We start from the raw sequence: 11,844 nt of genomic DNA on the forward strand, positions 1-11,844 counted from the left end.
CTCTTGCCCCACCACTCGGCACCTCGCTTAGGCTCGGTGTGCCCGATCGAAGGCTTGAATCCGTGGGCCGCCGCAATGGGCCATCCATGGCCCAATGCGGCTAACCCGGCGTCCTGCCGGGTTGCCCACGGATTCAAGCCTGCGTTCGGCCAGCGTGGTTTGACGGGGCGCTTAAGATCAAAAGCAGATCAAGATCAAGATCACGAGCGACTCGCTTCGCATCGTGGTTACGGTTGGGCGCTGTGGGGTAGCCGCAGGCGTGTCAGCTGTCACGTTTAAGCCTCTGCAAATCCGAACGAACGTCCTCAACTTGACACAGTCTGATATTAGGCCCGAGCACGGGTAGCCGCACAGACCTGCCAAGTCAATGAAATATTGGGATTTTCTGATGTGCGCAAAAAACGCCCGATCTGACTGCAGGCCTTGTAGTCCGTGGCTTTCAGCCATGAAAAAAGGCTCTGTTCACAAGGTTATCCACAATTTGTGTGGATAACCTTTCTGTCGTATGGAACTGGAGTGACACATGAAACCACCCTTCAATTTCACCCGCTTCCTGCCTATAGCCGCACGCTTGCTGGGGCGTGGCCGTCTGCCAACCCTGCTGTTTGCTGTCGCGGCCAAAGGCTCGAGCCAGGGCAATCGGTTGGGCCAGCTCAAGGATGACCTCAAGTTGCTTCAGGCCCTGTGCCTGGCCTACTGGCGCGGCGAGTATCGGGCGATCAGCCCCAAGGCGTTGATTTCGGTGGTGGCGGGGCTGATGTACTTCCTCAGTCCGATTGACGCGATTCCGGATTTTATTCCCATGTTCGGTATGTTCGACGACATCGCCGTGCTGGCCTGGGTTATGAAGACCCTGAGCGGGGAGCTCAGCGCGTTTCGCGCCTGGCGCGATGCGCAACGCCCGGAAAAGCTGGCCGTGGTCGAACGTCTGCCGGCTACACCTGAGCTGCTCGCCCAGGAAAACCCACAAAAAAACTGATGCTTTGGGCTATCCCCTGCGACCTCCATGGCTGTTAGGATTACACTTCCAAGGAAGGAGTAAGGAAATTACTTACTTGGTAAGTGTTTTTATCCTACGGGGCAGTCATGGATATCCAGATCATTTCACGTAATGGCGAACCCGAATATGCGGTGTTGCCATGGGACCAGTACCAGGCGCTGCTAAAAGCGGCCGGTCAGCAACAGCCCACACTGGCTTCTTCCCCTGCCACACCGATTGCTCCCGACCAGGACGTGCACCCGCTCGCAGCCCTGCGTGGCCTGCGTGAAGCCAAGGGCCTGGCGATCGAAACCCTGGCGCGCACAGTGGGTATCAGCCCCTCGTATCTTGGTTTGATCGAAAGTGGTGAACGCCAGCCGGATGCCGCCATTCGCCGCAGTCTGGCCTGGGAATTGGGCGTTGCAGGTTGGAGGGATGAATCTTGAGCCTACGTATCAGCCGTCAACATTGGGATGGCTTACTCAACGAACTGGACCAGGCGCGTCGCCAGCGCCATCTGCTGACCTACCGTGCGCTGCTTGAGCGCCTGCAATTCCCGACGCCGGCGATGCAGACCCTGGCCGCCGCCCTGGAGCACCTGGCGGCGCTGGACGCCAAAGCCGAGCAGCCGCTGCGCAGTTCCCTGGTGATCAGCCAGGGTGCCAGCCGCCTGCCGCGCACGGGGTTCTTTGAATGCGTGGAGCGCCTTGGGCGTTTCAGCGGGCCCTCCGACGGTGTGGCCGCCGCTTCCTGGCACGCTTCGGAGGTGGTGCGGGTGTTCGAGTACGAATATCCCGAATCCGCCGAGGCCTAAGCCGGCAGCAGGTCCAGGCTGTCGATCACATGGATGCTGTAGCCGACGATGTCCTTGGCCTGGTGCTTGGCCTGCGACGCCAGCTCCGCCAACTGGCTGGCATCGAGTTGTGCACAGGCCTGTGGATACAAATGCACCACGCCAATCGACAGTGAAAGCAAGGCGAATTCCTGGCGCACGCCCTGGCGGTTGAGTGCGGTGAAGCAGCCGGCGTCGAGGTGCTCGGCGCGGTAGAAGCGTCGGCATTGGGTGTGAAAGTCGTCCAGCAGTTGATTGAGCCGTTTGCGCCAGTCCTGTGGGCCCAGTACCAGCAGAAAGTCATCACCACCGATGTGCCCGACAAAGTCGCGGCTGGGATCGACCCGGTCGTTCAGGCACTGCGCCAGGCACAACAGCACCTCATCCCCGCGCCCATAACCATAGATATCGTTGAACGGCTTGAAGCTGTCGATATCCACATAGCAGATCACCGATTCACGCTGTTGCTGCAGCAGGCGCGTCAGGCACTGCTGGATCGGCACGTTGCCCGGTAGCAGGGTGAGCGGGTTGGCGTAGCGCGCCTGCTGGATTTTCAGTTCGGTGATCAGTTTGAGCACATCGATGACCCGTCCCAGGCCCAGATAGTCGCCATTCAATGTAATGATGAAATCTTCTTCGATGCGTTGCCGCGCACGGCTGGTGAGCAAGCGGCTGACCTGTTGCAGGGACTGGCTCAACTCCACGGCCAGAAAGTCATCGCTCATCAGGCGGCTGATCGGCTTGCGAGCGAACAGGTCGGTCGCGAAGGGTTTGAGCAGCGCGTCCGACAGCGAGTGTCGATGCACGATGCCCACCGGGTGGTTGCGGGCATCGAGCACCGCCAGTGAGTTCAGGTTGGCCTGGCGACGGAATGCTTCGAGCACCTGGGCGGTTGCCGTGTCTTGATCCACCGCCGGCTGTTCAATGAGCAGCGCGCTGAGGTCACTGGCTTCTTCATTCAGGGCGATATTGGCGTGGTCCGGCTTGGGCAGCATCAAGCGTGCTTCCTGCGGTGGATGCTCCTGAGGCCGGCAGAGCAGGTAGCCCTGGACCAGGTCCACGCCCATTTCCGTCAACACCGCCAACTCTTCCGGCAGTTCAATGCCTTCAGCGATCACCTGGGCCCGGGAGGCCTTGGCGATCTGCATGATCGAGCCGACAAATTCGCGTTTGAGCGCGTCCTGATGGATGCCGTCGATAAAGTGGCGGTCGATCTTCACATAATCCGGGCGTAGCTCCGACCACAACCGCAGGCTGGAGTAACCGGCGCCCAGGTCATCCAGGGCAATGGCAAAGCCCATGTCGCGATAGTGATGCAACGCGGTCTGCAACAGCTTGAAGTCATCGGTGGGCGTCTGCTCGGTGAGTTCGATCACCACCTGGCTGGGGGGAATACCGAACTCGCGCAGCAATTGCAGGGTGCGCCCCGGTTGGTGGGCGGTCTCCACCAGGGATTCCGGTGAGATATTGAGAAACAGCTTGCCCGGCAGCTTCTGCTCGCTGAAGCGCCGGCAGGCACTCTCACGGCAGGCCATTTCCAGTTCGCTCAGGCGCCCGGCATGGCTGGCGATGGAGAACAGGGCGACGGGGGAGTGCAACGGGCTGTTGGACGGGCCGCGACTGAGGGCCTCGTAGCCGAGGATGCGGCGTTCAGACAGGCAAATGATCGGTTGGAACAGGCTGTGCAAACTGCGTTGAGCCAGGATAGAGCCCAATGCATCCAGCTGTTCGGTCATGGTCATGGCACTCTCGATCGAAAAAAAAGGACCGCAGGCTTGAAACCTGCGGTCCTTATATTTCACGACAGAATGATGTCTATATGATGACACTCCAGGGAGCGATCACATTAAATTGACATCATTTACTGCTTGGCTACCTGCTTGGTGATTTTCAGGTAGTCCAGCAGGATGCGACCGGTCTCGGCCAGATAGGCGTCGTCTTCCGGCTTGGTTTTTTCCGCCTCGGTCGGCAGCGCATCTTCATCTTCTTTCTTCAGTTCCTTGAGCGGGTCCTCGCCCTTGGCCTTGCGGCGCACGTTTTCCAGCACCAGTTGTTGATTCTCGATGTCGGCGTGCTGCTTGCGACGGTCCGCTTCGTTGAGGCTGACGGTTTTCTCTTCCATCAACTTCTTGGCCAGGGCCAGCTTGTCGCGGATGAAGACGAACTCGGCGTCCTTGGCGGAGCGCGTGTCGTGGTCAGCTTTCAGCTGTGCCAGGAACGGCTTGAACGGGTCGGATGCCGGCTTGATCGCAGGGCGGATGGTGTCCCACGGCATGGCTTCGGGCAGGGCGCTCTCGCCGATTTCCTTGGTGTCGATGATCGACGGGAAGTCGATGTCCGGCAGTACGCCCTGATGCTGGGTGCTCTGCCCGGACACCCGGTAGAACTTGGCCAGGGTCAGCTTGAGTTCACCGTGGTTCAGCGGCTGGATGGTCTGCACGGTGCCCTTGCCGAAGGTCTGGCCACCGATGATCAGCGCACGGTGGTAGTCCTGCATGGCGCCGGCGAAGATCTCCGAGGCCGAGGCCGAGAGACGGTTGACCAGCAACGCCATCGGGCCTTTGTAGAAGGCGCCCGGGTTCTCGTCTTCGAGTACGTCGACACGGCCGTCGGCATTGCGCACCAACACGGTCGGGCCCTTGTCGATGAACAGGCTGGTCAGCTCGGTGGCTTCCTGCAGGGAACCGCCGCCGTTGTTGCGCAGGTCGATGACCACGCCGTCGACTTTTTCCTTCTGCAGCTCAGTCAGGATTTTCTTCACGTCGCGGGTGGTGGACTTGTAGTCCGGGTCACCGGCGCGGAAGGCCTTGAAGTCCAGGTAGAAGGCCGGGATTTCAATCACGCCCAGCTTGTAGTCCTTGCCATCCTGCTTGAGGTTGAGGACTTTCTTCTGCACGGCCTGGTCTTCGAGCTTCACCGCTTCACGGGTGATGGACACGATCTTGCTGGTCTGGTCGTTGGGTGCATTGGTGTGCGGAATCACTTCCAGGCGCACCACGCTGCCCTTGGGCCCACGGATCAGCTTGACCACTTCGTCCAGGCGCCAGCCGACCACATCAACCATCTCTTTGTCGGCCTGGGCCACGCCGATGATCTTGTCGGCCGGGGCGACCTGCTTGGTCTTGTCCGCCGGACCTGCCGGCACCAAGCGCACGATCTTGACCTGGTCATTGTCGCTTTGCAGGACGGCACCGATGCCTTCCAGGGACAGACTCATGTTGATATCAAAATTTTCCGCGTTATCTGGCGACAGATAATTGGTGTGCGGGTCGTAGGACATCGCGAAAGTGTTGATGTAAGCCTGGAAGATATCTTCGGCACGGGTCTGGTCCAGGCGCGCCAGCTGATTCTTGTAGCGCTTGGTCAACAGCTCCTGGATGGCCTTGGGCTCTTTGCCGGCGATCTTCAGGCGCAGCACTTCGTCCTTGACGCGTTTGCGCCACAGGTCGTCGAGCGCGGCGGTGCTGGTCAGCCAAGGGGCGTCCTTGCGGTCCACCAGAAGGGTTTCCTTCTCGGTGAAATCGAGCTTGTCGATGCCTTTGTTCAACTCACCCAGGGCGAAGTCCAGACGCGCTTTGACGCGGTCCAGGTAACGCTTGTAGATGGTGAAACCGGGCTGCAGGTCGCCGCTTTTGAGGAGGTCGTCGAACTGGGTCTTCCACTTGTCGAACTCAGTGATATCACTGGCCAGGAAGTAGCTGCGCGACGGGTCCAGCAGCTTGAGGTAGCTGTCGTAGATGATCACCGAGCGCGCGTCGTCCAGCGGCGGCTTGCTGTAGTGATGGCGCTTGAGCAACTCGACGACGTTAAGGCTGGCAATCACCTCATCGCGATCAGGCTGAAGGTTGTCCCAGCTATTGGCTGCGAACGTATTGGTCGACATCGACGCGAAGCCGAGACCAATGAAAAAAGCGAGGGCGGTGCTGGGGAACAGATGCTTCATGCTGATTCGACGCGGGGGCAATTGATAACGCATATTAGGCCGTCTTTGAGGGAGCCGGTTCCATATGGTCCGGTCGCATAATGCAAAAAGCCCGACGCTACTGCAACGGGCTCAGTCCGGACTCACTATGGAGGCACTGTGAGAGCATTGCAAGGCGTCGAGGGTCATGTCGAGCGGTGTAAGAGCTCGGTCCTACCTGCAATGTAGGTCAAGTTCGCGTTCGCGTGGCGGAAGCGGGTGCTCATCGCAGAGTTGTAACAGTACCCATGTGGGAGGGGGCTTGCCCCCGATAGCGGTATGTCAGTGAAGAATGTTTCATCTGATCCACCGCCATCGGGGGCAAGCCCCCTCCCACATGGGGATCTTCTACAGGGAGAACTCCGTGGGTTCAGGTCCAGTGGTGAATCGGCCAGCCGGCCTGTTCGGCGTGGGCCCGCAATACCGGGTCGGGGTTGACCACCTGTGGATGATCCACCTTCAGCAATAACGGCAGGTCATTGCGCGAATCCGAATAGAAACAGGCCCCTTCCAGGGTTTCGCCTTCCTGCTCAAGCCATTGCAGCAAGCGCGTGATCTTGCCTTCGCGGTAAGTCAGCACGCCCTCGGTCTGGCCGCTGTACACCCCGTGGCTGACCTCCAGCTCGATGCCCAGCACTTCGTCGATGCCGATGCGCGCCGCAATCGGCGTGACCAGGTGCGTGCCCGAAGCGGAGATCACCAGGATCCGGTCACCATTGGCGCGGTGTCGGGCGATGGTTTTGGTCGCGTCGCTGTAGATCAGCGGCTCGATCACGTCCTCGACCCAGGGTTCCACCAGGTGTTCGATCTCTTGCGGGGTGCGGCCGATCATCGGCTCCAGGCTGAAATCCATGAAGTCCTCCATGCGCAGCTCGCCTCGGCCGTAGGCCGCCATCAGCTCGTCGTTCCTGCGCATGAATGACTCAGGGTCGACCCAGCCCAGGCGGCCCATCTGCGCGCTCCACAAGGTGGCGCAGTCGCCATGGATCAGGGTGTCGTCCAGATCAAAAATTACCAATGCCATCCGAAATGCTCTCTCATTCAGTCATTGCCCGTCAGGCTACTTCACACAGCGCGCTGGGGTCGATGGAAAGTGCCAGGCGCTGGCCATCCGGATGCAGGTCGTCGGCAGAGCGGTTCAGCACATCCACCACCAACTCCACGCCACGGGCTTCGATACGATAGCGAATCACGTTGCCCAGCAGGCTGTGGCTGCGCACCAGCGCGTCAAGGTCGCCGTTACGGCTCAGTTCGATGGCTTCGGGGCGGATCGCGATGCGCCCACTGATCGGCCGTTGCAGCAGTTGGCTGGCCTTGTCGGCATCCAGCAGGTTGTAGTTGCCGATAAACCCGGCGGCGAACACATCCACCGGCGCAGTGTAGAGGGTCTCGGCATCGCCGCTCTGTACGATTCTGCCCTGATTCATCAGGAAGATGCGGTCCGACATGGTCAGGGCTTCCTCCTGGTCATGGGTGACGAAGATGGTGGTCAAGCCGAGTTCGCGCTGGATCTGGCGGATCTGCTCGCGCAGGTGCTTGCGAATCCGTGCATCCAGCGCCGACAGCGGCTCATCCAGCAGCAACAGGCGCGGGCGGGTCACCAATGAGCGGGCGAGGGCGACGCGCTGGCACTGGCCGCCGGACATCTGGTGCGGGTATCGGCCGGCCAGGTCCTTGAGCTCGACCAATTGCAGTACCTCCTGCACCCGCGTGTGACAGTCGTCGGCGTTGACCTTCTGCATGCGCAGGCCGAAGGCGACGTTCTGTTCCACGGTCATGTTGGGGAACAGCGCGTAGCTCTGGAACACCATGCCGATATGCCGTTTCTGAGGGCTTAGCGGGACGATGTCCTGACCATCGAGCAGAATTTTCCCACTGTCCACCGAGGTCAGACCGGCGATGCAGCGCAGCAAGGTCGACTTGCCGCAACCGGACGGGCCGAGCAGGGTGACAAACTCACCCTTGGCGATTTCGCAGTTGATATCGCTGAATACCGGGGTGCCGGTATAGCTCTTTTGCAGGTGTTGGACGCTGACGAAGCTCATTGGCTTTTGTCCTTGTTCAAGATATTGGCGGCCCAGGTCAGCACCAGCACAAAGAAGAAATAGGAGATCACGACGGCACTGGTGAAATGGCCGCTGCTGTTGCGCATGTTGTTGAGGTACACCTGCAGGGTTTCATAGCGGGTGCCGACCAGGATGTTGGCGAACACGAACTCACCGAACAGGAATGAGAACGACAGCAGCAGCGCCACCATCAGGCCTTTGCGCAGATTGGGCAGCACGACCAGGATCGCCGCTTGCCAGGTGCTGGCGCCGAGCAGTTGCGAGGCGTCCATGAGGTCGCGCAGATTGATCGCCTGCAGGTTGTTGGTGATTGCGCGGTACATGAACGGCAGCGCCACGGTGAAGTAGCAACCGATCAGAATCCACGGCGTACCCACCATCGCCAGCGGCCCGGACCCGTACAGTTGCAGCAGCCCCACCGACGACACCACCGGCGGCACCGCGAACGGCAGCAGGATCAGGATGTTCATCAGCGCATCCAGCCTGGGGAAGTGGTAATGCACCACGAACAGCAGCGGCAGGATCAGCACCACCGACAGGATCAGCGCGCCCACGCACACCAGCAGCGATTGCCCGAAGGCCATCAGGAAGCGCGGGTCGCTCCATAGCTGCACATACCATTTCAGGCTGAAGCCGGCGGGCAGGATGGTGGCCGACCAACTGCTGGAGATCGAATAGACAAAGGTGCCTGCCAGCGGCAGTACCAGGATCAGGAACAGCACGTACACCACCACCCGATGGTAGAGGGACGCCGGGCCGGCATCAGCGCGAGACATGGTAGCTCCTCTTGAGCAGCAGTTGATGGACCACCGTGACCACGGTCATCAGCGCCACCAGCACCACGGCCAGGGCGCTGGCCATGTTCGGGTCCAGTGACACGTCACCGGAAACCAGCCCCGCGATGCGGATCGGCAGCACGTTGAAGTTGCCGGTGGTGAGGGCGTACACGGTGGCATAGGCGCCAAGGGCGTTGGCCAGCAGAATCACGAACGTGCCGAGCAGGGCGGGGGTCAGGACCGGCAAGCCGATGTGCCGCCAGAACTGCCAGCCATTGGCGCCGAGCAGGGCGGCCGATTCGCGCCAGTCTTCGCGCAGCGCGTCAAAGGCCGGGTACAGCAGCAGGACGCCGAGGGGGATCTGGAAGTAGGTGTAGAGGAGGATCAAACCGGTTTTGGAGTACAGGTTGAAGTCCTGGATGATCCCCGCCTGCTTGAGCATGATGGTAATGCTGCCGTTGAACCCCAGCAGGATAATGAACGCGAAAGCCAGGGGCACGCCGGCGAAGTTGCTGGTCATGTTGGCAAACGCCGTGACGAAATTGCGCAGCGGCGAATCGACCCGGCGCAGGGAGTAACTGCCCAGCGTGGCGATGATGATGCCGAAGACGCTGGAGTAGAAGCTGATCTCGAGGCTGAACTGGATCGCCTGCAGGTAGAACTTCGAACTGAATATGCGCGTGAAGTTTTCCAGGCTCCAACCGCTGTCTTCGGTTTGCAGGCTGTTGATCAGCACCCAGGCCAACGGCGCGATCTGGAACACGATAAAGAACAGCGCGAAGGGCGCCAGGCACAGTAAGGCCAGCCATTTGCCGCGAACCAAGCCACTCATTTGAGCAACTCCCGGCAGACCGGTTTGTCGTGCGGCACGCCGAGCAGTGCGCAGACGGTGCCGCACAGATCGGTCTGTTTCGGCGCGGCGGCGGCATCCAGGCTGAAGGCGTCGCCGAGTACAAACAGCGGCACTTCGCGCTCCTCCGGCAGCAGGCCGTTGTGGGAGCGGTCGTTGTTCATGCCGTGGTCGGCGGTGACCAGCACCTGGTAACCGGCGTCGAGCCAGCCTTGCAGGTAGTCGGCGAGAATAATGTCGGCCGAGCGTGCGCTGTTGCGGTACTGCGCAGTGTCGAGGCCGTGCTTGTGACCGGCGTCGTCGATGTTCATCGGGTGCACCAGCAGAAAGTCCGGCGCGTGCTTGAGGCGCAGGCTTTCGGCGTCGGCAAACAGGTGGGAGTCCGGGTAGTGGTCATTCCAGTAGAAATGCCCATGCTGGATCGCCAGCGCCGCATCGTCGGTATGACGATCACGGGCCGCGAGAAAGGGGGTGCGGTTATACAATTCGCTGACCCAATGGTAAGCCGCCGCTGCGGTGGTCAAGCCGGCACGGGTGGCGTAGTGGAAAATGCTGCGCTGGCTGGACAGGCGCGCGACGTTGTTGTGGACGATGCCGCTCTGGATCGGCGGCACACCGGTCAGGATGCATTCATACAACGGGCGGGACAGGGCGGGCAGTTCACATTCCAGTGTGTAGAAGGCTGCGCGTCCTGCGCCGACATAAGCCTGCAAGTGCCCCATGGCGTGCCGGGCGACCCCGGCGTTCAGGCCGTCGAGCACGACAAGGATGACAGGGTGCTTCATGGGGGCTGGGGCTCCGCGACAAAGATTGGACTTCACTCGATTTCCCGCTGGAAACCGGATTCAAGTGTGGGAATAGGCAAGCCCTGATGCCAGTCCGTTAAGCGTACACCGCCCTCTGTAGGAGCGAGCTTGCTCGCGAAAAACGTCAACGATAACGCGTGCCTTCTGAATGAACGCGGTGCCTGTGAGTTTTTCGCGAGCAAGCTCGCTCCTACAAAAAGCCCTAACTGACTGGCATCAGGGCAAGCCCCCTCCCACATTGGATCTCCAGTGGATCTCCAATGTGGGCTTAAACCCTCACTTCATTTCGACAATCACCTGCTCGTTCCACAGCTGCGGCAGTTTCTTGGATGTCGCTTCCCAGGCATCGGCATCCTTGATCGGCTGCGGGTTGGCCTTGGTGTATTGCTCACCCGGGATCAGGTTTTTGGCGATGTCAGCCGGCAGTTTCAGGTCGGTCTCGGCGCGGATCGGACGGGCATTGCCTTTGGCCAGGTTGAGTTGGCCGGCATCGCTGAAGATGTATTCGCGCGTCAGCTTGGCGGCGTTCGGGTGCTTGGCGTACTTGTTGATGATGGTGGTGTAGCCGGACTTCACCGAGCCATCCGATGGGATCAGCACCACGTAGTCATCCGGGTTGGCCATCTTGGCCTTGTAGCTCAGGCCGTTGAAGTCCCAGACGATACCCACTTCGACTTCGCCTTTTTCCAGGGTGGCGATGGTCGGGTTGGACAGGCCGAGGCGACCTTGCTGGGCAATCTTGGTGAAAAACTGCAGGCCCGGTGCGATGTTTTTCTCGTCGCCCTTGTTGGCGATGGCGGCGGCGAGTACCGCGTTGGAAGCTTGGGCGGCGGTGCTTACGTCACCCACCGAGACCTTGTATTTGCCGGTTTGCAGGTCTGCCCAACTGGTCGGGACTTCGGAGCCGTGGAGCAGTTTCTTGTTGACGATAAACGCGATAGTGCCGGTGTAGGCCAGTGCCCAGTGGCCGTCTTTGTCCTTCGCCCAATCCGGTACCGAAGCCCAGGTGGAGGGTTTGTACGGCTGGGTCACTTCCTGCTTCACCGCGATGGGACCGAAGGCGGCGCCCACGTCGCCGATATCCGCGCTGGCATTGTCTTTTTCGGCCTTGAACTTGGCGATTTCCTGGGCCGAGCTCATGTCGGTGTCGATGTGCTTGAGGCCATGGATCCGGGCCAGGTCGTCCCAGGTGCCTTTCCAGTTGGCCCAGTCATCGGGCATGCCGACGCTGTTCACGGCGCCCTCGCTCTTGGCGGCGGCTTCCAAGGTTTTTAGATCGGTATCAGCGGCCATGGCGGCGGTGCACATGGCAATGGTCGAGCCTAACAGTGATGCCAGGAAAAGCTGTTTCATCCGAAGCTCCTTTGGGCGTTTATCACGCGGCGTTTTATCTGAACGTTGGCGAGGGTGTGGTCTAGGTCAGCAATACCTGAGCCAATCTAGGCCCTATGGATGACAGTTTCATGTCGATGTCGTTTTTGAAGCACGGGTGTCGCTCCGTTCAGACTTAGCGTAGACCATGCCCAAGTGCCCGCAGGCCATGGACTTGGCCGATGTATTGCAGGGTGTGGTGC

The 11,844-nt window shown here is 60.4% G+C and carries 11 protein-coding genes; 3 read left to right on the forward strand and 8 right to left on the reverse strand.

All coding sequences use genetic code 11. From position 1 onward, the window contains the following. Window positions 1-523: 523 nt before the first annotated feature. The 3 genes from BFQ00_RS00010 (at window position 524) to BFQ00_RS00020 (ending at window position 1,793) form a co-directional block, all read left to right on the forward strand. Window positions 524-979, forward strand: coding sequence for a YkvA family protein (locus BFQ00_RS00010; protein WP_065932250.1), 456 nt, complete (start codon window positions 524-526; stop codon window positions 977-979). Window positions 980-1,086: 107 nt separating this feature from the next. Continuing rightward, complete coding sequence (locus BFQ00_RS00015; protein ID WP_065932251.1) at window positions 1,087-1,425, forward strand: helix-turn-helix domain-containing protein; 339 nt, start codon at window positions 1,087-1,089, stop codon at window positions 1,423-1,425. Then, window positions 1,422-1,793 carry a hypothetical protein gene (locus BFQ00_RS00020; protein ID WP_005786715.1) on the forward strand — a complete coding sequence of 124 codons (372 nt, stop codon included), beginning with the start codon at window positions 1,422-1,424 and terminating at the stop codon, window positions 1,791-1,793. The genes BFQ00_RS00015 and BFQ00_RS00020 overlap by 4 nt, the downstream gene beginning before the upstream one ends. On the opposite strand, the gene BFQ00_RS00025 is transcribed toward BFQ00_RS00020, so the two are convergent. From BFQ00_RS00025 to BFQ00_RS00060, 8 genes are all read right to left on the reverse strand, one after another. Then, window positions 1,790-3,553 carry a bifunctional diguanylate cyclase/phosphodiesterase gene (locus BFQ00_RS00025; protein WP_065932252.1) on the reverse strand — a complete coding sequence of 588 codons (1,764 nt, stop codon included), beginning with the start codon at window positions 3,551-3,553 and terminating at the stop codon, window positions 1,790-1,792. The two genes, BFQ00_RS00020 and BFQ00_RS00025, sit on opposite strands and share 4 nt — an antisense overlap. Window positions 3,554-3,672: 119 nt before the next feature. Then, complete coding sequence (locus BFQ00_RS00030) at window positions 3,673-5,754, reverse strand: carboxy terminal-processing peptidase (protein WP_240995381.1); 2,082 nt, start codon at window positions 5,752-5,754, stop codon at window positions 3,673-3,675. A 388-nt stretch (window positions 5,755-6,142) separates the two neighbouring features. Further along, window positions 6,143-6,796, reverse strand: a complete 654-nt coding sequence (locus BFQ00_RS00035; protein WP_065932253.1) for an HAD family hydrolase — start codon at window positions 6,794-6,796, stop codon at window positions 6,143-6,145. Window positions 6,797-6,827: 31 nt separating this feature from the next. Continuing rightward, on the reverse strand, window positions 6,828-7,817 hold the full coding sequence (locus BFQ00_RS00040) for an ABC transporter ATP-binding protein (RefSeq protein ID WP_065932254.1): 990 nt from the start codon (window positions 7,815-7,817) through the stop codon (window positions 6,828-6,830). Continuing rightward, the gene (locus BFQ00_RS00045; protein ID WP_065888220.1) at window positions 7,814-8,614 is read right to left on the reverse strand and encodes an ABC transporter permease; all 801 of its coding nucleotides are present in this window, start codon (window positions 8,612-8,614) and stop codon (window positions 7,814-7,816) included. The genes BFQ00_RS00040 and BFQ00_RS00045 overlap by 4 nt, the downstream gene beginning before the upstream one ends. Further along, window positions 8,601-9,446: an ABC transporter permease gene (locus BFQ00_RS00050; protein ID WP_065932255.1), complete on the reverse strand. Its 846-nt coding sequence runs from the start codon at window positions 9,444-9,446 to the stop codon at window positions 8,601-8,603. The genes BFQ00_RS00045 and BFQ00_RS00050 overlap by 14 nt, the downstream gene beginning before the upstream one ends. Beyond that, window positions 9,443-10,249, reverse strand: a complete 807-nt coding sequence (locus BFQ00_RS00055; protein WP_065891630.1) for an alkaline phosphatase family protein — start codon at window positions 10,247-10,249, stop codon at window positions 9,443-9,445. The genes BFQ00_RS00050 and BFQ00_RS00055 overlap by 4 nt, the downstream gene beginning before the upstream one ends. Before the next feature lie 297 nt (window positions 10,250-10,546). Beyond that, window positions 10,547-11,623: an ABC transporter substrate-binding protein gene (locus BFQ00_RS00060; protein WP_065888223.1), complete on the reverse strand. Its 1,077-nt coding sequence runs from the start codon at window positions 11,621-11,623 to the stop codon at window positions 10,547-10,549. Between the last annotated feature and the right edge of the window lie 221 nt (window positions 11,624-11,844).

The sequence above is a fragment of the Pseudomonas sp. 28 E 9 genome, assembly GCF_900004785.1.
Taxonomy (GTDB): domain Bacteria; phylum Pseudomonadota; class Gammaproteobacteria; order Pseudomonadales; family Pseudomonadaceae; genus Aquipseudomonas; species Aquipseudomonas orientalis_A.

What these genes read in the sequence shown, in the direction of transcription:
- BFQ00_RS00015 (WP_065932251.1), top strand. Translation starts at nt 1,087, where the DNA reads ATGGATATCCAGATCATTTCACGTAATGGCGAACCCGAATATGCGGTG.
- BFQ00_RS00045 (WP_065888220.1), bottom strand. Translation starts at nt 8,614, where the DNA reads ATGTCTCGCGCTGATGCCGGCCCGGCGTCCCTCTACCATCGGGTGGTG.
- BFQ00_RS00050 (WP_065932255.1), bottom strand. Translation starts at nt 9,446, where the DNA reads ATGAGTGGCTTGGTTCGCGGCAAATGGCTGGCCTTACTGTGCCTGGCG.
- BFQ00_RS00040 (WP_065932254.1), bottom strand. Translation starts at nt 7,817, where the DNA reads ATGAGCTTCGTCAGCGTCCAACACCTGCAAAAGAGCTATACCGGCACC.
- BFQ00_RS00010 (WP_065932250.1), top strand. Translation starts at nt 524, where the DNA reads ATGAAACCACCCTTCAATTTCACCCGCTTCCTGCCTATAGCCGCACGC.
- BFQ00_RS00035 (WP_065932253.1), bottom strand. Translation starts at nt 6,796, where the DNA reads ATGGCATTGGTAATTTTTGATCTGGACGACACCCTGATCCATGGCGAC.
- BFQ00_RS00060 (WP_065888223.1), bottom strand. Translation starts at nt 11,623, where the DNA reads ATGAAACAGCTTTTCCTGGCATCACTGTTAGGCTCGACCATTGCCATG.
- BFQ00_RS00030 (WP_240995381.1), bottom strand. Translation starts at nt 5,754, where the DNA reads ATGAAGCATCTGTTCCCCAGCACCGCCCTCGCTTTTTTCATTGGTCTC.
- BFQ00_RS00025 (WP_065932252.1), bottom strand. Translation starts at nt 3,553, where the DNA reads ATGACCATGACCGAACAGCTGGATGCATTGGGCTCTATCCTGGCTCAA.
- BFQ00_RS00055 (WP_065891630.1), bottom strand. Translation starts at nt 10,249, where the DNA reads ATGAAGCACCCTGTCATCCTTGTCGTGCTCGACGGCCTGAACGCCGGG.